Source organism: Eubacterium sp., from assembly GCF_057858645.1.
Genome location: NZ_DBLZZO010000020.1, coordinates 1 through 21026, shown reverse-complemented (window position 1 = coordinate 21026; position 21026 = coordinate 1). Strand labels below are relative to the sequence as shown.

25 protein-coding genes are annotated in these 21026 nt (G+C 40.9%); 22 read left to right on the top strand and 3 right to left on the bottom strand.

Annotated features, from left to right (window positions below; all coding sequences use genetic code 11):
- Window positions 1–105 precede the first annotated feature (105 nt).
- Window positions 106–786 carry a TIGR00266 family protein gene (locus ACZM4J_RS08145; RefSeq protein ID WP_302689313.1) on the bottom strand — a complete coding sequence of 227 codons (681 nt, stop codon included), beginning with the start codon at window positions 784–786 and terminating at the stop codon, window positions 106–108.
- A gap of 131 nt (window positions 787–917) precedes the next feature.
- On the opposite strand from ACZM4J_RS08145, the gene ACZM4J_RS08140 reads away from it, so the two are divergent.
- The 3 genes from ACZM4J_RS08140 to ACZM4J_RS08130 are packed head-to-tail and all read left to right on the top strand — an operon-like array spanning window position 918 to window position 2620.
- On the top strand, window positions 918–1586 hold the full coding sequence (locus ACZM4J_RS08140) for a peptidoglycan recognition protein family protein (protein WP_022165880.1): 669 nt from the start codon (window positions 918–920) through the stop codon (window positions 1584–1586).
- A 1-nt stretch (window position 1587) separates the two neighbouring features.
- Window positions 1588–1872, top strand: coding sequence for a hypothetical protein (locus ACZM4J_RS08135; protein WP_022165881.1), 285 nt, complete (start codon window positions 1588–1590; stop codon window positions 1870–1872).
- Window positions 1856–2620 carry a M15 family metallopeptidase gene (locus ACZM4J_RS08130; RefSeq protein WP_022165882.1) on the top strand — a complete coding sequence of 255 codons (765 nt, stop codon included), beginning with the start codon at window positions 1856–1858 and terminating at the stop codon, window positions 2618–2620. Before ACZM4J_RS08135 ends, ACZM4J_RS08130 begins: the two co-directional genes overlap by 17 nt.
- 65 nt (window positions 2621–2685) lie before the next feature.
- On the opposite strand, the gene ACZM4J_RS08125 is transcribed toward ACZM4J_RS08130, so the two are convergent.
- Window positions 2686–3291 (bottom strand): polysaccharide deacetylase family protein, encoded by a 606-nt coding sequence (locus tag ACZM4J_RS08125; protein WP_489485953.1) that lies wholly within the window; start codon window positions 3289–3291, stop codon window positions 2686–2688.
- A 148-nt stretch (window positions 3292–3439) separates the two neighbouring features.
- Here ACZM4J_RS08125 and ACZM4J_RS08120 point away from each other — a divergent pair, with 148 nt between their 5' ends.
- The 6 genes from ACZM4J_RS08120 to ACZM4J_RS08095 all read left to right on the top strand — a co-directional run bounded on the left by ACZM4J_RS08120 (window position 3440) and on the right by ACZM4J_RS08095 (window position 9484).
- Complete coding sequence (locus ACZM4J_RS08120) at window positions 3440–6484, top strand: SrtB-anchored collagen-binding adhesin (protein WP_005428603.1); 3045 nt, start codon at window positions 3440–3442, stop codon at window positions 6482–6484.
- 233 nt (window positions 6485–6717) lie between these two features.
- Entirely contained in the window at window positions 6718–7044 is a 327-nt protein-coding gene (locus tag ACZM4J_RS08115) for a YdcP family protein (protein ID WP_005339720.1), read from the top strand.
- A gap of 15 nt (window positions 7045–7059) precedes the next feature.
- On the top strand, window positions 7060–7443 hold the full coding sequence (locus ACZM4J_RS08110) for a YdcP family protein (RefSeq protein ID WP_005428605.1): 384 nt from the start codon (window positions 7060–7062) through the stop codon (window positions 7441–7443).
- 97 nt (window positions 7444–7540) lie between these two features.
- Entirely contained in the window at window positions 7541–7723 is a 183-nt protein-coding gene (locus ACZM4J_RS08105; protein WP_005428606.1) for a hypothetical protein, read from the top strand.
- A 35-nt stretch (window positions 7724–7758) separates the two neighbouring features.
- Entirely contained in the window at window positions 7759–8022 is a 264-nt protein-coding gene (locus ACZM4J_RS08100) for a hypothetical protein (RefSeq protein ID WP_005428607.1), read from the top strand.
- 94 nt (window positions 8023–8116) lie between these two features.
- Window positions 8117–9484, top strand: coding sequence for an FtsK/SpoIIIE domain-containing protein (locus ACZM4J_RS08095; RefSeq protein ID WP_005428608.1), 1368 nt, complete (start codon window positions 8117–8119; stop codon window positions 9482–9484).
- Between the two features lie 5 nt (window positions 9485–9489).
- Here the strand turns inward: ACZM4J_RS08095 and ACZM4J_RS08090 are convergent, their stop codons facing one another.
- On the bottom strand, window positions 9490–9690 hold the full coding sequence (locus ACZM4J_RS08090) for a helix-turn-helix domain-containing protein (protein WP_004612745.1): 201 nt from the start codon (window positions 9688–9690) through the stop codon (window positions 9490–9492).
- 111 nt (window positions 9691–9801) lie between these two features.
- Between ACZM4J_RS08090 and ACZM4J_RS08085 the strand changes: the two genes are divergently transcribed.
- From ACZM4J_RS08085 to ACZM4J_RS08025, 13 genes are all read left to right on the top strand, one after another.
- Entirely contained in the window at window positions 9802–10212 is a 411-nt protein-coding gene (locus ACZM4J_RS08085; protein WP_005428610.1) for a hypothetical protein, read from the top strand.
- 238 nt (window positions 10213–10450) lie between these two features.
- A complete protein-coding gene (mobT, locus tag ACZM4J_RS08080) occupies window positions 10451–11647 on the top strand; it encodes a MobT family relaxase (protein ID WP_009243010.1) in 1197 nt (398 codons plus the stop codon).
- Between the two features lie 11 nt (window positions 11648–11658).
- Window positions 11659–11793 (top strand): DUF3789 domain-containing protein, encoded by a 135-nt coding sequence (locus ACZM4J_RS08075; protein WP_009243011.1) that lies wholly within the window; start codon window positions 11659–11661, stop codon window positions 11791–11793.
- Window positions 11794–12015, top strand: coding sequence for a hypothetical protein (locus ACZM4J_RS08070; RefSeq protein WP_002323342.1), 222 nt, complete (start codon window positions 11794–11796; stop codon window positions 12013–12015). It begins immediately after the preceding gene.
- A 67-nt stretch (window positions 12016–12082) separates the two neighbouring features.
- Complete coding sequence (locus ACZM4J_RS08065; protein ID WP_009243012.1) at window positions 12083–12502, top strand: nuclear transport factor 2 family protein; 420 nt, start codon at window positions 12083–12085, stop codon at window positions 12500–12502.
- A 90-nt stretch (window positions 12503–12592) separates the two neighbouring features.
- Window positions 12593–12889: a conjugal transfer protein gene (locus ACZM4J_RS08060; RefSeq protein ID WP_118235679.1), complete on the top strand. Its 297-nt coding sequence runs from the start codon at window positions 12593–12595 to the stop codon at window positions 12887–12889.
- On the top strand, window positions 12808–13311 hold the full coding sequence (locus tag ACZM4J_RS08055) for an antirestriction protein ArdA (RefSeq protein WP_489485948.1): 504 nt from the start codon (window positions 12808–12810) through the stop codon (window positions 13309–13311). Before ACZM4J_RS08060 ends, ACZM4J_RS08055 begins: the two co-directional genes overlap by 82 nt.
- A gap of 17 nt (window positions 13312–13328) precedes the next feature.
- The gene (locus tag ACZM4J_RS08050; protein ID WP_002323345.1) at window positions 13329–13832 is read left to right on the top strand and encodes an antirestriction protein ArdA; all 504 of its coding nucleotides are present in this window, start codon (window positions 13329–13331) and stop codon (window positions 13830–13832) included.
- Between the two features lie 108 nt (window positions 13833–13940).
- A complete protein-coding gene (locus ACZM4J_RS08045; protein ID WP_009243016.1) occupies window positions 13941–14339 on the top strand; it encodes a conjugal transfer protein in 399 nt (132 codons plus the stop codon).
- Window positions 14317–16767 (top strand): conjugal transfer ATPase TcpF, encoded by a 2451-nt coding sequence (gene tcpF / locus ACZM4J_RS08040; protein ID WP_489485946.1) that lies wholly within the window; start codon window positions 14317–14319, stop codon window positions 16765–16767. Before ACZM4J_RS08045 ends, tcpF begins: the two co-directional genes overlap by 23 nt.
- Window positions 16767–18974 (top strand): CD3337/EF1877 family mobilome membrane protein, encoded by a 2208-nt coding sequence (locus tag ACZM4J_RS08035; protein ID WP_009321452.1) that lies wholly within the window; start codon window positions 16767–16769, stop codon window positions 18972–18974. Before tcpF ends, ACZM4J_RS08035 begins: the two co-directional genes overlap by 1 nt.
- The gene (locus tag ACZM4J_RS08030; RefSeq protein ID WP_489485945.1) at window positions 18971–19978 is read left to right on the top strand and encodes a bifunctional lytic transglycosylase/C40 family peptidase; all 1008 of its coding nucleotides are present in this window, start codon (window positions 18971–18973) and stop codon (window positions 19976–19978) included. Before ACZM4J_RS08035 ends, ACZM4J_RS08030 begins: the two co-directional genes overlap by 4 nt.
- Before the next feature lie 15 nt (window positions 19979–19993).
- Window positions 19994–20905, top strand: coding sequence for a conjugal transfer protein (locus tag ACZM4J_RS08025; RefSeq protein WP_009243021.1), 912 nt, complete (start codon window positions 19994–19996; stop codon window positions 20903–20905).
- The last annotated feature ends 121 nt before the right edge of the window (window positions 20906–21026 follow it).

Genomic DNA, 21026 nt, shown 5'->3' with positions numbered 1-21026 from the left:
TTTGCTCTGATAAAATAAAGAAATGTTTTAAAAATTGAGTCTGTGAAATAATGTATGTAAATAGAAATTATTTCACAGACTCACAACTTTTACTTTTTAAATAAGTTATTTCGTTGTTGAAGGAAGATATGGCATCAACGCACCTGCAATATTTGAAATAGGCATAGTCTGTAACCACACTCTACCAGGTCCTGTAACCACTGTATTAAATACGCCTTCGCCACTGAAAAATATATTCTTAACGCCGGGAACAGTTTTGACATCCATTTGGCATGTTCCTGACATGGCAGCTAAATGACCTGTATCAATGACAATCTGCTGTCCGGGTTGTAAATTGTATTCAATTACGTGACCGTCAAACTCTGCAAAAGCTATACCGTTGCCTGAAAGTTTTTGCATAATAAAACCTTCTCCACCAAATAGCCCTGAACCAAGTTTTTTTCTAAAATGCATTGAAAGTTCAACGCCGGCCTCAGATGCAAGAAAAGCAGATTTCTGCAAAATAATTTCATTTCCCGGTGAAATTTCGAAAGCTTTAATTGATCCCGGAAAACATGAAGCAATTGAAATCATGCCGTTTGTATGTTCAGCAGTATAAATATTTTGAAAAATTGTATCGCCTGATAAAGCTCTGCCAAACATTTTTCCAATGCCACCACCAGTTGTTTCCATTTTCATATTTGGTGACATCCATGCCATGCCACCACCTTCAGTAATAATTTTTTCACCCTCATCAAGCTCACAAATTACTACAGGTAAAGTATCACCTTTAATCGAGTATCTCATAAATTTTCTCCTTTTAAATAAATAGTAGTCATTATATCATTATGTTGATAAACAGTTACATATGCAGTATAACATACAATGGTGTATAATAGGTGCATAAGAAGTAATAAAATACAAAAGGAAAAACTAAAATGAAAACAAAAAGAAATAATAAAAGGATGACAGCAAAAGCTAGAAGAAGAAAACAGATAAGAAATAGAATTTTACTTGTAATATTAATTGTAGCTGTAATTATATTAGGGGCAATAGGGTGGCAGTACCTTGCTAATCAACGACAGATTTCTAATTTGAAAAATGCCAAGAAGCCGCACTGGATTAGTAAGCAGATAATTCCTGTAGACGGGGGTTCCAGAAACGGTGAGAAAATAATCAAAGTAAACGACATAGTAATACATTATGTTGGCAATCCAGGAAGCACTGCACAACAAAATAGGGATTTTTATGCAGGAAGTCAGTCAAATGTAAGTTCTCATTTTGTTGTGGGAATAGAGGGAGAAATTATTCAGTGCATTCCTTTAAATGAAATGTCTGCTGCAAGTAACTGGAGAAACAATGACACTATCTCAATAGAAACATGCCATCCTGATTCAACAGGTAAATTTACGAAAAAAACTTACAAGTCTTTAGTTAAATTAGTGGCATGGCTTGAGGATAAATGTGGTTTAACAGAGAAACATGTTATTAGGCATTATGATATTACAGGAAAAGAATGTCCAAGATATTTTGTGAAAAATAATGATGCATGGGAAACATTTAAGAAGAAAGTAAAGAAACAAAGATTGAAAATACAGGAGGAGTAAAATGATTACAAAAATAGGTGTACCATTTAAAGGTTTAGCAGGAGACGGTTTTTCAGGAAGTTATAAGGGAATGAGATTTTTCATGAAGACCTATGACAAGGAAAATATAACTGTGTATGTTTATCCGGAACCTTACAGTTTTGAACATACTAAGGAAGAATTGAAAGAAACAATTACCTTTCCGTATACTGAGGAAGGGGTAGATCAATGTATTAATTGGCTTAACGAAAAATATGAAAAAGACAAAGAAAAATGGGATGAAGCACTAAATGCCTCATGGAAATAAAAATAATAGAGTGTATAAAGCGTCAATATTAGCCGTAATTATGACTGCCGTTATGTTTGCAAATATTTTGGAGAATCCTAAAATAAGCGACCAAAGTGCTAACGAAAAAGGAAAAATGGAAAAAATAAGTAATAAAACAAAAACAGACGGAATAAATAATAAAAAAAATAAAGAGAAAAGAATGATTAATAAAAACGACTGGAAGCTTGTTTTAGTGAATGGAAAACATAAAATAAAGAAAAACTATGATATTACCGTAACACCTGTTGGGTATACTCAGGCAATTGATGAGAGATGCTATGACAATCTTAAGAATATGATTAATGATTGCAGGAATGCAGGGTATAATCCGGTAATATGCTCCTCCTACAGAAGTCATGAAAAGCAGGTTCTTTTGTTTGAAAACAAAATCAAAGATTTTATCGGGCAAGGCTATACAAGAAAAGAGGCAAAGAAAAAAGCAGGAACAGTTGTGGCGATTCCCGGAACAAGTGAGCATGAAATAGGTCTTGCAGTTGATATTGTAGATGTGAAGTATCAGCTACTTGAAGAAAATCAGGAGAAAACTGAAACACAAAAATGGTTAATGAAAAACTGTTGGAAATACGGTTTTATTCTCAGATATCCAAAGGACAAACAGGAAATAACCGGGGTAATTTACGAACCATGGCATTACAGGTTTGTAGGAAAAGAAAATGCCAAAATGATAATGAAAAACAATTTGTGTCTGGAGGAATATTTGGAATAAAAAAATGGGCTGTTACTTTTACAATTCGTAATCGTTAAAGTAATAGCCCATTATCAGCTTGCAATCTATTTCTTATCACTTACCTGACTGCCGTCATGTTCTATATGGAAATTATCTTTATAAATCAACTTGGAAATAGGTACGATTTCGTAGCCTTTTTCTTTTAGCCCTTCAATAACCTTCGGTAGTGCCTGGGCGGTATATTTGGCACCATTATGCATCAGGATAATAGAGCCATTCTTTAAGTCCTTGTGATTTAGGACAGTGTTTACAATAGAGTCTACACCGTAATTTTTCCAGTCAAGGCTGTCAACATTCCATTGAATTGTATAGTAGCCACAGTTTTTTGCCTGAATAATCAAATTGTTGTCATAGTCTCCGTAAGGTGGACGGAAAAGGCACATAGTAGTACCTGTAAGTTTTTTTACTTTATCAGTTACTTTGGTTAATTCATTACACATTTCGGAAGTGCTAAGTGTAGGCATGTGTTTATGGTTTTCACTGTGATTACCCAAATCGTGCCCGGCTTTCTTTATGGCCTTTACGTCATCAGGATAGCTTTCAACCCAACCACCGGTCATAAAGAAAGTTACATTGATTTTGTACTTTTTTAGAATATCAAGTATTTTTCGTGTGTCTTCATTTCCCCATGGAGGTTGTAGATAACGCAAGTGATGAAAACAACGAAAATACAAGGAGAAAGGCAACTGTTGTACCTATTAAAATAGAATATGTGTGAGAGGACAAGCCTTTCAGTAATGTAGACGTTCAGAAATGAGCGTCTATTTTTATACCCAAAATGAAAGGAGCATTAGATTTATGAAAAAGACATGGAAACGATTGTGTACGGGCTTCTTAGCTCTTGCAACTGTCGTTACTGCTTTACCGACTACACCCGTTCATGCAGAAAGCAAGCAATACTGGACAGAAAGTGCCGAGCGTGTCGGTATCATTGAAAAAGTAATGAATGACGGTTCTATCGGTTCGACATTCAATGAGGGCTATATGAAAGTCGAGGGCGAAACTGCCTATTGTATTGACATCAATACAGATTTTAAGAATGGCTACAAGACCAGAGCTGACGCAAGCTCACGCATGAGTGCAGACCAGATTTCAGATGTGGCGTTATCCTTAGAGTATGTCAAACAGTATGGCGAAGCTCACAAGGAATTGAACTACAAACAAGTCTATCTGTTGGAACAATGTGTAGTCTGGCAGAGATTGAGCGTACATCTTGGCTGGCAATGTGATAACGTGCGAGCTTCTTATAATGAAATTCCAAAGGCTACGCAGGACGAAGTTTTCTCTGGTGCAAAAGCCTTTGTCAAAGAGAATAAAGGACGCTATGAATGTGGCGGTTATATCTACTCTGGCGAGGGGCAGGAATTAGGGCAATTCTGGGCGAAACTGAATGTTGGAAATGCGAAACTGCAAAAGACTTCCAGTAATACCAGCATTACAGACGGTAACGGGAATTACTCTGTTGCTGGTGCAACATACGGTGTCTTTTCTGATAAGGACTGCACGAAACAGCTTGCCACCCTTACGACTGATGAAAACGGAAATACAGATGTTGCAGAGGTAACGGCTGGCACAGTCTATATCAAGGAATTATCCGCACCAGCAGGATATAAAGTGGATAAAACAATCTATTCATTGACAATCAAAGCTGGCGAAACAGCAACCTTGAAAGTATCAGATACACCAAAAGTAACAGACACTTTGATTGAGCTTTTCAAAATAGATATGGAAACACAGAAAGACAATCCGCAGGGGAACGCTTCTTTAGCAGGTGCGGAATTTACATGGAAGTATTATGCTGGCTTCTATAATAAAGACAATCTCCCTGCCGAAGCTAATCGTACATGGGTTACAAAGACAATCGCTGAAACAGACAGCGACGGGACAACTCACTACATCACAAAATTAGCGGACGCATACAAGGTGTCTGGCGACAGCTTCTATATGCAGGAGGGCAAAGCCGTTCTTCCACTTGGGACACTAACCGTTGAGGAAACAAAAGCTCCAAACGGCTACTTGTTAGACGGTGCATATATGCAGGCTGGCGATAAGTCCGAACAGATAAAAGGCTTATATGTAACACAGATTACCGAGGACGGCGACCTTGCCGTACTATCTGGAAGTAACCAGTTTTCCGTATCTGACAAGGTTATCCGTGGCGGTGTGAAAATTCAGAAACGAGATTTAGAAACGGGCAATACAAAGCCACAAGGAAGTGCTACCTTGAAAGATACTGCTTTTGACATCATTTCCTTAAATGATAATGCGGTATTGGTTGAGGGCAAGTTATACAAGAAAAATGAAGTGGTAAAGACAATTCGTACCGATATTGAGGGTGTCGCTTCTACTTCTTCCGACCTTTTACCTTACGGAAATTTCCGTATCGTTGAAAGTGAAGCTCCCGACGGTTACTTAACTGACGGTGCAAAACCGATTGATTTTACAATCACAGAAAATGGAAAAATCGTGGACTTAACCGACGAAGCCCATTCTATCTACAATCAGATTAAGCGTGGGGATATTGAGGGTGTAAAAATCGGTGCAGGCACACACAAGCGTCTTGCTGATATTCCCTTTAGGATCACAAGCAAGACAACGGGCGAAAATCATGTAGTGGTAACTGATGATAACGGGCAATTCTCCACTTCTGCTGACTGGGCTTCTCATAAGCACAATACCAACGCAGGAAAGACCAGCGAGGACGGTGTGTGGTTTGGAACTTCTGAACCAGACGACAGCAAGGGTGCATTACCTTATGATACCTATATCATTGAAGAATTACGCTCTGATAGTAACAAAGGCTTTGAACTTATCCCACCTTTTGAAATCGTGGTATCAAGAAATAATCTTGTGATTGATTTAGGAACGCTGACTGATGAATACGAAAAAAAAATCTCTATTTATACCACAGCGGCCAGTAAGGACGGCAAAAAGACTATCCTTGCAGGAAAAGAGGTAACAATCGTTGATACTGTCAAATTAGACGGACTTACAAAAGGCACAAAGTATCAGTTGAAAGGCTGGCAGATGTTAAAAGAAGAAAATGCCGAGCTTATCATTGACGGAAAACGTGTGGAAAATGACTATACTTTTGTCGCTGATGATAAAGAAATGAAAGTAGAAATTTCTTATACATTCAATGCGTCTGCTTTAGGTGGCAAAAACCTTGTTACTTTTGAAGAATTGTATGATTTCAGCAATCCAGACGAACCCGTGAAAGTTGCAGAACACAAGGACATTGAGGACGACGGGCAAACCGTACTTATCACAGAGCGTATCATCAAAATTCATACGACTGCTACCGACAAGGACGGCAACAAAGAGATTGAAGCTGGAAAAGAGGTAACAATCATTGATACCGTAACTTTAGAGGGCTTAGAAGTCGGTACACAGTACAAACTTGTGGGCTGGCAGATGTTGAAAGAAGAAAACGCCGAGCTTCTTATCAATGGAAAACGTGTGGAAAGTGATTATACCTTTACTGCTGACAGCGAAACTATGAAAGTGGAAGTTGCTTTTACCTTTGACGCTACTTCCCTTGACGGCAAACAGCTTGTAACTTTTGAAGAATTGTACGATTTAAGCAATCCAGACGAGCCGAAGAAAGTTACCGAGCATAAGGACATTGAGGACAAGGGACAGACGATTACCTTTAAGGAAAAACCAGAAGTCCCAGAAGAACCCGAAACACCACAGACACCAGAAAAGCCTAGCAGACCGAGCGACAGTCCCAAAACGGGCGATAACACCAACCTTTACGGACTGCTTGCACTTCTTATGACTTCTGGTGCTGGACTGGCAGGTATCTTCTTCTACAAACGCCGTAAAATGAAGAAATCATAAGGCGGTAACGGTATGAGGAAAGAAAAATCACGCTCTCCGCCGAAGCTGTCAAACGGCAGACTTTTGCTTATTCTGGCTTGTCTGCTTACGACCTGCAAGAACACGGATAGTCAAGGGTGCGAAGCATTGATTTTACCCTTTACTATCTGTGGGATTGCTGGTACTTCCCAAACTGCCAGAATAAGAAATCACAATCAATTTATCAAAAATAGAAAGAAACGAGGTAAAACAATATGGAAATGAAATATGTCGTGCCAGATATGGCACAGTCTTTTGGAACTCTTGAATTTGCAGGCGAAAGCGAGCCTGTCTTTGAAAGAGATAAAAATAACCGCAGGGTCTTAGCCAGACGAAGCTATAACCTTTATTCTGACGTACAGAAAGGCGAAAATGTTGTCGTAGAAATTCCCGTGCAGGCTGGCGAAAAGAAGTTCAAGTATGAACAGAAAGTAAAACTTGTCAATCCGAAGTTATACGGCAGAGGTTACGCAATCGGGGATATGGGACATACCGATTATGTGTTAGTTGCTGATGATATTGTAGCAGTTGAAGAAAAGTAAAGGAGTGAAGAATTTATGAGATTATCAAACGGGTTTGTTATTGACAAAGAGAAAACATTTGGAGAATTAAAATTTACAGCGGTGCGTGATGTGTTCTTGCAGAATGAGGACGGGACACCGAGTACCCAGCTTAAAAAGCGTATCTATGATTTGAAGTGCAGTCTGCATGGTGGAATTATCCCCGTGTCTGTACCGCCAGAAGTACCGTTAAGGGAATTTCCGTACAATGCAGTTGTGGAGCTTGTCAATCCAGTAGCCGATACGGTATCACGAAAGACTTATACGGGTGCAGATGTGGACTGGTATGTAAAGGCAGAGAATATTGTGTTGAAAAATAAAGGCAATCAGAACGCAGGCAGTCCACAGAACCATACACCGCAGGGACAGCCGAAAAAATAGGCTTACTGAATAGATTTTCATTGTAGCGGATATATGGAACTGTTATAATATGGGTATGAAGAAACGGACAAATAATAAGGTGTAAAGGAGACCAGCTATGAAAGATAAAAACATTTTAATTTGTGTGGGAATAATTATTTATATTGCTATGTCTGGAATTGATAGATTTGTTTATCATATACCTAATATTATTTATATACCAGTTGCAATTCTTGGTATTGCTTTAATTTTAATTGGCTTTTTCAAAGATAAATTTAAACAAGAAAATTTCGATTTATAGAACTGAAAATTAAAGATTTAGAAAAGGTGGTAAATATGATAGGGCTAATACTAGGTAATATAATGGTGGTTTTAGGGGTATTCAGTATTATCAAAGGTAAATTGCCCCTTATCAAAAGATATAATGGGGTAAAAAACATAAAGCTACATTCAAGAATTGAGGGAACAGCTATATTATTAGTAGGAATTATGCTGATTTTTCAATGTTTTATATCACTAGGAAATGTTGAAATAGTTATCATTATTTTATCAATTTGTATTTTTTCGTTGATACTAGAAATTGCATTAAAAGTAATATAAAATTCCCATTTGCAAAACTTCATATCCATACACACAAAGCAGTTAGTCTTAGGATTGACTGCTTTTTTCGTACCCAGAAAGGAGTGATTGATTTATGCGTAAGATTTGGAATAAAGGACACCGTATCAGAGCCAGCGACAAGCACCTTGTCTACCACTTTTCCATAGGGATGCTTCTGGTGGTATTCGTGGCGGTTCTTTTGCTACTCAATATCAAACAGCTTATGCGTACTGATTGGGAGCATTTCAGCTTGTTAGAAAACGGCTTGACGCTCTCCCCTTACAACTTCATAACCATATTGATAGCGACGGGTGTTTGTGCATTGGTCGCTTTTCTATATTACCGCTTCTGTTACGACAGTTTCAAGAAGCTCCTGCACCGTCAAAAGCTGGCAAGAATGGTACTGGAAAATAAGTGGTATGAAGCCGATACCGTACAAGACAGCGGTTTTTTTACTGACCGGCAAAGCAGATCAAGGGAAAAAATCGTCTGGTTTCCAAAGATTTATTATCAAATGGAAAAGGGACTGCTTCATATCCGCTGTGAAATTACGCTGGGGAAATATCAAGACCAGCTTTTACGGTTAGAGGATAAATTGGAAAGTGGCTTGTATTGTGAACTGACCGACAAGACCCTGCACGACGGCTATATCGAATATACCCTGCTTTATGATATGATAGCGAACCGTATTACCATTGATGAAGTACGGGCAGAAAACGGCAGTCTTAGGCTGATGAAAAATCTTGTCTGGGAATATGACGCACTCCCTCACGCTCTTATCGCTGGTGGGACGGGTGGCGGTAAAACTTATTTTCTGCTGACGCTCATTGAAGCCCTACTGCATACCAACGCTGTCCTTTACGTCTTAGACCCGAAAAATGCGGACTTAGCAGACTTGGGGACAGTTATGGGAAATGTGTATCACACCAAAGAAGAAATGATTGATTGCGTCAATGCCTTTTATGAGGGCATGGTACAGCGAAGCGAGGAAATGAAGCGACACCCGAACTATAAGACGGGCGAAAACTACGCCTATTTGGGACTGCCACCCTGCTTTCTTATCTTTGATGAATATGTGGCATTTTTTGAAATGCTGGGGACAAAAGAAAGCGTGAGCCTACTTAGCCAGTTAAAGAAAATCGTCATGTTAGGACGACAAGCAGGTTATTTCCTTATCGTTGCCTGTCAGCGTCCAGACGCAAAATATTTCTCGGACGGTATCAGAGATAACTTCAATTTCCGTGTGGGATTGGGGCGTATCAGCGAATTAGGTTACGGTATGCTGTTCGGTTCAGATGTGAAAAAGCAGTTTTTTCAGAAGCGTATCAAGGGGCGTGGCTATTGTGATGTGGGAACAAGTGTTATAAGTGAATTTTACACGCCTTTAGTCCCGAAAGGACATGATTTTCTACAAGAAATCGGCAGGCTGGAAGAAAAAAGGACTGCAAGCAACGAAAGCTGACAGTCCTACTTCAATTTCAATATGTCGTTTGGGGAACATTCCAGAAAATCACAGAGCTTTGCAAGGATTGTAAGGTCAATTCTGGAAACTTTGTTCTTGCAATAGTTATTAAGCTGTGTCCGCTGTAATTTACACGCTTCACAGACTTTGTTTTTGCTGATATTCTTCTCTTTCAAAAGATTTTCTAAATCAATATATACCTGCATACGCTGTACCTCGTCTTTTCTTTGAATTATAAGATACAACTGTATTGATAAATAAGATGTATTACCGTAGACTGTATTATAATACACCCTACAAGAAAGGACAGTAACAGTATGTGCAAAAAGAGAAAAATAATAACAATCACGGTACTTTTTGTGCTGGGAGTGGCGGTTTCCTATCTGCAATGGGGACGTGAGATTGATGTAGTAGGAAGTATGGGGACTTCATCAGAAAATTTCCATGAAGAACACGTTACCTTTACGCTCAACCGTCTTATCATTACAGATAAAGAAAAGTGTGCAGAGGAAATCATCAAAAAATGCAGGGAGAATGATTTTGCTTCTACTCTGTTCAGCTATGATGTGGCAAAGCCCAACGCTTTATATGGTACGGTGTACCGTTCCCGTTTTTCCATGAAAGGACAAAAGCCTTTGTTTCATTTCCGATATACACAGACAGCGGACACGCTCGGTTCATACAACATTGTTGATGATCCAGAAGCGTTCACGCTGGTAATCGAATAACGCAAGGCAGGACGGGACGGCGACGTGCGAAGCGAAAGGCGACGGCACGGACTAGCCGTTGCTGGTGTGGCGTAAGCCACGCCAGCAGGTAAAACCCCTCGGTATCTAACAGAGGGGTACGTTTGCAAATAGACAATAGACAAAAAACATAGGAAACATAAGGCTTCTGGCATGGTTTCCTAGTAAAAATCGGCTGTGAAGTCGCCTTAAAAAACTTCACACTTTACAGATTGGGGGTATGGTTCTGAATGAAGAACAATGGATAAAAGAATTACGGGAGAAACGGATTGCTTACGGTATCTCACAAGGCAGGCTGGCGGTGGCTTCTGGTATCACAAGGGAATATCTCAACAAGATAGAAAGTGGAAAAATGAAGCCGTCAAAGGAGCTTTTGGAAACTCTACATAAAGAACTGGCAAGGTTCAATCCAGAAGCACCGCTTACCATGCTGTTTGATTATGTGAAAATTCGTTTTCCCACGCTGGATATACAGCACATCATCAAAGATATATTAAAATTGAATATCAATTATATGCTCCATGAAGATTACGGACATTACAGTTATACGGAGCATTATTCTTTAGGGGACATCTTTATCTATACGTCGGCTGACGAAGAAAAGGGTGTCCTTTTAGAGTTAAAGGGGCGAGGTTGCCGACAGTTTGAAAGTTACTTGCTGGCACAGGAAAGAAGCTGGTATGACTTTCTCATGGACGCACTCGTAGACGGTGGTGTTATGAAGCGTATCGACCTTGCTATCAACGACCATATGGGCATTTTGGATATTCCAGAGCTTGCGGAAAAATGCAGGAAACGGGAATATATCGGAAAGTCCAGAAGTTACAAGTTTTACTTGTCGGGCGAGCTTATCAAGCATAGAGAGGACGACAGAGAATATATGGGGCGTACCCTTTATCTTGGTTCGCTGAAATCCGATGTGTATTTCTGTATCTATGAAAAGGACTATGAGCAGTACGTCAAGTTCGGGATACCGCTGGAAGAAGCCGATATTATCAACCGTTTTGAGATACGGCTACGGAATGAACGTGCCTATTATGCAGTACGAGATTTGCTGACGTATTATGACGCAGAGCAGACCGCCTTTTCTATCATCAACCAGTATGTGCGGTTTGTTGATGAAGAACCCGACAAACGAAAAAGCGACTGGAAACTCAATGACCGCTGGGCTTGGTTTATCGGCGATAACAGACAGAGCTTGAAGCTGACGACAAAGCCAGAGCCGTACACCTTAGACCGCACGTTGCGTTGGGTACAACGGCAGGTAGCACCGACCTTGAAAATGCTGAAAAAGATTGATAAGGGAAATGGTACAGATTACATGGAAACAATCGAACAGCAGGCAAAGCTCACAGAAAAGCATGAAATGATAATCAAACAGCAGACGACCCCTGCAAAAGATTTAGTAGAAAGTTAGGAGTGATAAAAATGTGGGTATTATTAAAAGATTTCCTGCTGGTATCTATGGGAATGGGTATCGGTGTAGTCTTGATGTGTATTTTGAATGTCGGCAAAGAAGCTGACTATGAAATGAAACAATTAAAAGAAAGCGAGGACAATTAAATGAATTTCGGACAAAATTTGTATCAATGGTTTTTATCAAACGCACAGAGCTTAGTGCTTATGGCGATTGTGGTTATCGGTATCTACTTAGGGTTCAAGCGTGAGTTTTCCAAACTTATCGGCTTTTTGGTAGTTGCCTTGATTGCTGTCGGCTTGGTATTCAATGCTGGCGGTGTGAAAGATGTACTGTTAGAGCTGTTCAATAAGATTATCGGTGCATAAAATTTTATTGTGGGGCTGATGTATGGGTGCTATAATGTGAAAAAAGAAGTAATCGAGGTGTTCTATTTTGAATGAGAGAGAAAAAATTATTCGTTTATGGTTTGATATGTGGTTGAAACAGCAAGACTTAGGAATGGATAAAATTTTTACAGAAGATGTTGTTTATACGGAAAGCTGGTGTCCTAAATATGAAAATCTTAAAACAGTAAAACATTGGTTTAATGAATGGAATACTCGTGGTAAAGTCATTATTTGGGATATTAAACAGTTCTTTCATAAAGAAAATCAAACTGTCGTAGAATGGTATTTTAAAAATGAAATGAATACGGGAAGCGTTGAAGAATTTGACGGTATTTCCTTAATTGAATGGACAGAAGATAACAAAATCAAATCATTAAAAGAATATGGTTGCAATCTGAATAACTATAATCCATATCAACACAGCGATAACCCTCAATTTAGAGATGAAAAAACAAACTGGTTTTAAAACTTAATCAAATTATATCCATATACATAAAGCAGTTAGTCTTAGGATTGACTGCTTTTTTCTTACCTAAAATCAGATTGGAGTGATGACATGAACGATATTTTTAAGGATATGCAGGCAAAAGTCGGCTGTGAATACATTTCCGACCTGCCCTCTTACAAGCGTAAGGTGTGGCAGGAAATGAAACGACTGAACCCTGCCGACTATGAAGAAAAACAGTTAGAAGATTTTTCAAAGTATGTGTTTGGTATGTCGTACCAGACCTTACAAGATGTGATGAAACAACAGAAAGGACGTGAGGAACAATGCAGGAAACAAGGGTGCTGGTGGAAACGAAAGGAACAACTGGCGAAGAAACAATATCATACTGGTTCGACCTGCCGATAGATGTTGCAGAGTTTGAAGAAAAGTTAGGTATCGGTGCAGAAAGTGGGGATTACCGCATTATCGAAAAGGTGTTGCCTTTTGCTGATGAAGTCCACGAACATACAAGCGTGTATCAGCTCAACGAATTAGATTTTATGTACCGCCAGCTTTCAAGTGATATGCAGGAAGAATATGTATCACTACTTACGGTGTTTGAGAATTTAGAAGCACTTTATATTTGCAGGAACGTGATTACGGTTTATCCCGACTGCAAAAGCATGATAGATGTTGCAAGGCAAAAGCTGATGAATGACCCGACATTCAAGCATCTGTCCGAGGACTGTCAAGAATATTACTTTGATTTTGAAGCCTACGCTTTTCACTTGCAGGAACACGGGAAATTTTTAGTAACGGAACACGGTATCTTTGAACTGCCAGAGTAGGAAATGAGGTGGTGCTTATGATTGATGATATGGCGGTTTACATTGCTAATCTTGGCAAATACAATGAGGGCTATTTAGTCGGTGCTTGGTTCACGTTTCCCATTGACGAGGAAGATGTAAAAGAAAAAATCGGCTTGAATGAACAGTACGAGGAATACGCAATCCATGATACCGATAACTTCCCTATTGCGATTGGCGAGTATGTTTCCATTGAAGAACTCAATGAGATGTATGAAATGATAGAGGAACTTCCCGACTATATCGTAGAATGTCTGGACGAATTTATCAGCCACTACGGGACGCTGGAAGAAGTCGTGGAACACAAGGACGACATTTATTATTATCCCGACTGTGAAACCATGACAGACGTTGCCTACTACTACATAGACGAATTGCAGGCACTTGGCGATATTCCACCCAGCTTACAGAACTACATTGACTATGAAGCCTACGGGCGAGATTTGGATATGGGCGGTTGCTTTATTGAAACAAGCCGAGGTATGTGCGAGATACCATATTAACGCTGGAAGATCAGCGACAAGCATTGTTGCTACTGACAGCGTATTTCTCTTTTAAGGGACAGTCTGAAAATGGCTGTCCTTTTCTATTTTGAAAGGAGCTGAAAGAACTTGAAAAAGATTAAAAGCTACACGGGTATCTGGAACGTGGAAAAAGTCTTATATGCAATCAATGACTTTAACTTACCCTTTCCCGTTACTTTTACACAGATTACATGGTTTGTGATTACGGAATTTCTCATCATTTTGTTTGGGGATATTCCCCCACTTTCCATGATTGAGGGAGCATTTCTCAAATACTTTGGTATTCCCGTTGCTCTCACTTGGTTCATGTCGCAGAAAACCTTTGACGGAAAGAAGCCGTACAGCTTTTTGAAATCACAGATAACCTATGCCCTGCGACCAAAAATCACTTATGCAGGAAAAGCCGTAAAACTGCATAAGCAGATATTGAATGAAACAATCACGGCAGTAAGGAGTGTGAACTATGTTCCCGATAAAATATATTGACAATAACCTTGTCTGGAACAAGGACAATGAGGTGTTCGCCTACTATGAGCTGATACCATACAACTATTCTTTTCTATCCGCAGAGCAGAAATTTATCGTGCATGACAGTTTCCGACAGCTTATCGCACAGTCCCGTGAGGGTAAAATTCATGCGTTGCAGATTGCCACAGAAAGCTCAATCCGCAGTATGCAGGAACAGTCAAAGAAACTGGTAACTGGAAAATTAAAGGAAGTTGCCTGCCAGAAGATAGACGAACAGACCGAAGCGTTAGTATCTATGATTGGGGACAATCAAGTGGACTACCGCTTTTTTCTTGGCTTTAAGCTCATGGTTACGGAAGAACAGCTCAATCTGAAGAACATCAAAAAATCGGCGTGGCTGACGTTCACGGAATTTCTCCATGAAGTGAACCACACGCTGATGAATGATTTTGTTTCCATGCCGAATGATGAAATCAACCGTTACATGAAAATGGAAAAGTTACTGGAAAATAAAATCTCCCGTCGCTTTAAGGTGCGTCGCTTGGAAATCAATGATTTTGGGTATCTCATGGAACATCTTTACGGCAGGGACGGTATCGCTTATGAAGATTATGAGTACCAGCTACCAAAAAAAAAATTGAACAAAGAAACGCTGATAAAATACTACGACCTTATCCGTCCGACAAGGTGTGTGATTGAAGAAAGCCAGCGGTATTTACGCTTGGAACATGAGGACAAGGAAAGTTATGTGTCCTATTTTACCGTCAATGCGATTGTCGGCGAGCTTGATTTTCCGTCGTCTGAAATCTTCTATTTCCAGCAACAGCAATTCACATTCCCCGTCGATACTTCTATGAATGTAGAAATCGTGGAGAACCGAAAAGCATTAACAACCGTCCGCAATAAGAAAAAGGAATTGAAAGACCTTGACAATCACGCTTATCAAGCAGGAAGTGAAACCAGCTCAAATGTGGTGGACGCATTAGACAGCGTGGACGAGCTGGAAACCGATTTAGACCAGAGCAAAGAAAGTATGTATAAGTTAAGCTACGTTATACGGGTGTCTGCACCCGATCTTGACGAGCTGAAACGCCGTTGTGATGAAGTCAAGGACTTTTACGACGACCTCAATGTAAAGCTGGTGCGTCCTGCTGGGGATATGCTGGGGCTTCATTCTGAATTTTTACCAGCCAGCAAGCGATATATCAATGACTATGTGCAGTATGTAAAATCAGATTTTCTAGCAGGGCTTGGTTTTGGTGCGACACAGCAGTTAGGAGAAACTACGGGTATCTATATGGGCTATTCTGTTGATACGGGAAGAAATGTGTACCTGCAACCGTCCCTTGCCAGTCAAGGTGTAAAAGGTACAGTTACCAACGCTTTAGCGTCTGCTTTTGTCGGTTCGCTTGGCGGTGGGAAATCGTTCTGTAACAATCTTCTGGTATATTACGCGGTGCTGTTTGGCGGTCAAGCACTTCTGTTAGACCCTAAAAGTGAGCGTGGAAACTGGAAAGAAACACTTCCAGAGATAGCCCATGAAATCAATATCGTAAATCTTACCAGCGACAAGGACAATGCAGGACTTCTTGACCCATTCGTGATTATGAAGAATGTAAAAGACGCTGAAAGTCTGGCAATCGACATCTTGACATTCCTTACGGGTATTTCCTCTAGGGACGGTGAAAAATTCCCCGTACTTCGTAAGGCGGTACGCTCCGTTACCCAGAGCGACCGTCGGGGCTTGCTCCATGTGATAGACGAGCTACGCCGTGAAGATACGCCCATATCAAGAAATATCGCAGACCATATCGACAGCTTCACAGACTATGACTTTGCACACCTGCTGTTTTCGGACGGTACGGTGGAAAATGCTATCAGCCTTGACAACCAGCTCAATATCATTCAAGTAGCGGACTTAGTATTGCCAGATAAAGATACCACTTTTGAGGAATACACGACTATTGAATTGTTGTCGGTATCTATGCTGATTGTGATTAGTACCTTTGCCCTTGATTTTATCCATTCGGACAGAAGCATTTTTAAGATTGTCGATTTAGACGAAGCGTGGGCGTTCTTAAATGTGGCACAAGGAGAAACCTTATCAAATAAGCTGGTTCGTGCTGGGCGAGCTATGCAGGCAGGCGTTTATTTCGTTACACAATCTTCTGGCGACGTGTCAAAGGAAAGTCTGAAAAACAATATCGGCTTGAAATTTGCCTTTCGTTCTACTGACGTCAACGAGATAAAACAGACCTTAGAATTTTTCGGTATCGACAAGGACGACGAAAACAACCAGAAACGGCTTCGTGATTTGGAGAACGGACAATGCTTATTGCAGGACTTATACGGACGTGTCGGTGTGGTACAGATACACCCCGTCTTTGAAGAACTGCTACACGCCTTTGATACCAGACCGCCCGTACAGAGAAATGAGGTGGAGTGATGAAAGAAAGGGTAAAAGGTGCGTTCACAAAAAAGAAGATTTTCCACTTTCTCAAAATGGCTCTGTTCGTGGTGGCACTCTCCCTTATCCTGCTTTCACTTCTGGGGACGGTAGCTCATGCAACGGGGCTTGTGGACGATACCATAAACGCAGAAAATCTGTATTCAAAATATCCGTTGTCGAATTACCAGCTTGATTTTTATGTAGATAATAGCTGGTCGTGGCTTCCGTGGAACTGGCTGGACGGTATCGGAAAATCGGTGCAGTATGGACTTTACTGTATTACCAACTTTGTCTGGACGATAAGCCTTTATTTAAGTAATGCAACGGGCTATGTGGTGCAGGAAGCCTATAAACTTGATTTTATTAACGATATGGCAGACAGTATCGGAAAGAGCATACAGACCCTTGCAGGCGTTACTTCAAACGGCTTTTCCAGCTCTGGCTTCTATGTTGGCTTTCTGCTTCTCATTATCTTGGTGGTGGGACTTTATGTTGCTTATACGGGACTGATTAAACGGGAAACCAGCAAGGCACTTCACGCTGTTATCAACTTTGTGGTGGTGTTCGTGCTGTCCGCTTCATTTATTGCCTATGCTCCCGACTACATTAAGAAGATAAATGAATTTTCATCAGACATCAGTACCGCTTCTTTAGACTTGGGAACGAAAATCATGCTCCCTAATTCTGACAGTGAGGGCAAGGATAGCGTGGACTTGATACGGGACAGCTTATTTTCTATTCAAGTGGAACAGCCGTGGTTACTCTTGCAATTCGGGAACAGCAACGCAGAAGAAATCGGGGCAGACCGTGTAGAAGCTCTTGTATCGGCAAGCCCAGAGGACGAGGATGGGAAAACTAGAGAGGAAGTCGTGAAAACAGAAATCGAAGATAACGACAACAACAATCTGACGATACCGCAGGTCGTGAACCGTTTAGGCATGGTGTTCTTCCTCTTGTTCTTCAACTTAGGTATCACGATATTTGTATTCTTGCTTACGGGCATGATGTTGTTCAGCCAGATACTTTTTATTATCTTTGCAATGTTTTTACCTATCAGTTTTCTACTTTCCATGATACCGAGCTATGAAAGCATGGTAAAACAGGCAATCGTGAGGGTGTTTAATACCATTATGACACGGGCAGGAATAACGCTCATTGTAACGGTGGCGTTCAGCATTTCCAGTATGTTTTATAACATTTCCACGGACTATCCGTTCTTCATGGTGGCGTTCTTGCAGATAGTATGTTTTGCTGGTATCTATATGAAGCTGGGCGATTTAATGAGTATGTTCTCTTTGAACGCTAATGATAGTCAAAGCATGGGACGAAGAATTTTCCGCAGACCGTATCTGTTTATGCGACATAGAGCTAGGCGTATGGAACACCGTATTGCAAGGGCGGTAAGTGCTGGCGGTATTTCGGGCGGTGTGGCTGGTGCGGTGGCTGGAAGTGCCGTTGCTGGCAAGAGGGCTGAAAGAAAAAATACAGCTTCTAAAGAAAATCGGGGCAATATCACTTCCAGCATGGGACAGCGTGCAGGCTCAAAGGTGGGTGCTGTCTTAGATACGAAAAATAAAGTGAAAGATAAGGCAAACGCTGTCAAAGAGAATATCAAGGATATACCGACACAGACTGCTTATGCGGTATATTCCGCAAAGGAAAAGGCAAAGTCCAGCGTGTCCGACTTCAAGCGTGGCATGGTGCAGGAACAGCAGTCCAGACAGTCGGGACGATTGGAAAAGCAGGAACAGCGTAAGAAAAATATCGCTGACAAACGTATGGAGCTTCAAAAGGCACAAGAAGCAAGGCAGGCACGAAAGACGGACGGATCAGCGACAACGGGAGCTACCCGTCCCCATGAGCGACCAGCCACAACTTCAATCATTCCAAAACCGAGTGCGGAAAAAACGCAGGAAGTGAAACGTCCTGCCACAGCGACCACTTCAAAAGCAAGTGAGCCAGTCAAGACAAATGTTATCAAAGAGCGTCCGTTATCTTCTGGTGCTTCTGATAGAAAAGCGACCCAGTCGGCACAGCCAGCACATAGGCAGAATGTAGAAAAAGTAGTATCGCAGGAAACACGCCAGAATTACACCAAAGACCGCAGGACAAAGGTTCAGCAGACGCAGAGCGTCCAGAAGAACCAGCAGACCACAGAGAAAACTCGTAACCTTGTAACGAAGAAAGGACAGAAGAAAAAATGAAACTGAAACATATCGCTCTCATTGGCAGTCTGTTTCCTATCCTCTTTTCCGTAGTTCTTTTCTTTGGTGTCTTGATTAGTGCGGACAGCGACGACGAGAACAGCAACTTTTCTTCTGGCATTACGGGTATGAACCTATCCGCAGAAGTTTTGAAACATCAGCCTATGGTGGAAAAATACGCCAGAGAAAACGGTATCTCCGAGTATGTCAATGTACTGCTTGCTATCATTCAAGTAGAAAGTGGCGGTACGGCAGAAGATGTTATGCAGAGTTCGGAAAGTCTTGGTTTACCACCTAACTCTTTAGATACAGAAAGTTCAATCAAGCAGGGGTGTAAGTATTTTGCGTCCCTGCTTTCTTCCTGCAAAAATCAAGGTATCGACGATTTGAATGTAGCGATACAGTCCTATAACTATGGCGGTGGCTATGTGGGATATGTGGCAGGAAAAGGAAAGAAACACACTTTTAATCTTGCAGAGAGCTTCGCTCGTGAGAAATCGGGTGGAAAGAAAATAACCTACACCAACCCGATAGCTGTTGCGAAGAACGGGGGCTGGCGGTATGGCTATGGAAATATGTTCTATGTGGAATTAGTCAATCAGTATTTAACTGTTTCGCAGGTATCGGGAGAGCTGGCACAAAAGGTAATGAATGAAGCGTTGAAATATCAAGGCTGGAAATATGTGTATGGCGGTAGCAATCCCAACACTTCTTTTGACTGTTCGGGACTGACGCAATGGTGTTATGGAAAAGCTGGTATCTCCTTACCGAGAACGGCACAAGCACAGTATGACGCTACCCAACATCTTCCACTTTCGCAGGCAAAGGCTGGGGACTTGGTGTTTTTTCATTCTACCTATAATGCTGGAAGTTATGTAACACACGTTGGTATTCTCGTTTCGCCGACACAGATGTACCATGCAGGCAACCCGATAGGATATGCAGACCTAAGTAGTAGTTACTGGCAACAGCACTTAATCGGTGCAGGACGAGTAAAACAATAGAAAGGACTTGAAAATATGTTTAAGAAGAATAAGAAACAGACAGAAACTATCAAAGAACCAAAAGAAAAAAAGGTGCGTACTGTTAAGGTAGGCACACATAAGAAAGCCGTGATTGCGTTGTGGGTGGTACTTATTGCAAGCGTGAGCTTCGGGGTGTATAAGAATTTTACGGCTATCGACCAGCACACGACCCATGAAAAAGAAATCATTGAACTTCGCTTGCAGGACACCAACGGGATAGAAAATTTCGTGAAGAACTTTGCGAAGTCCTATTACACATGGAATAACAGCAAAGAAGCGATTGAAGCAAGAACGCAGGCAATCAACGGTTATCTGACAAAGGAATTGCAGGACTTGAATGTGGATACCATTAGAACCGATATACCGACCAGTTCCACGGTTACAGATGTGATTGTGTGGAATATCGAACAGTCGGGAACGGACACTTTTTCTGCCACCTACGAAGTAGATCAGCAGATAAAAGAGGGAGAACAGACAACAGCAATTAAAGCAACCTATACCGTGAAAGTCCATGTGGACGCTGACGGGGATATGGTAATCGTTCAGAACCCTACCCTTGCACCAGCAATCGAAAAATCAGACTATGAGCCAAAGACACCAGAAGCAGACGCAAGCGTGGACGCTGATACCGTAAATGACGCTACCTCATTTTTGGAAACATTCTTTAAGCTCTACCCGACAGCTACAGAAAAAGAACTTGCTTACTATGTATCGGGAAATGTGCTTGAACCTATCGGCAGGGACTACTTTTATTCTGAATTGGTAAACCCTATCTTTATAAAGGACGGCGACAATGTGAAAGTCAAGGTTGCGGTAAAATTCATTGATAATCAGACAAAGTCTACGCAGGTATCGCAGTATGAGCTTGTGCTACATAAGGATAGTAACTGGAAGATTGTAGGATAAATGATATAGCGTGCATTTCTTATCAGATTTGCACGCTTTTACAAAACGACAAGAAAACTGTGCAAAAATATTGACTTGTAATGACCGAATGCTATAATATAAATGACAAGTGTACTTGGTA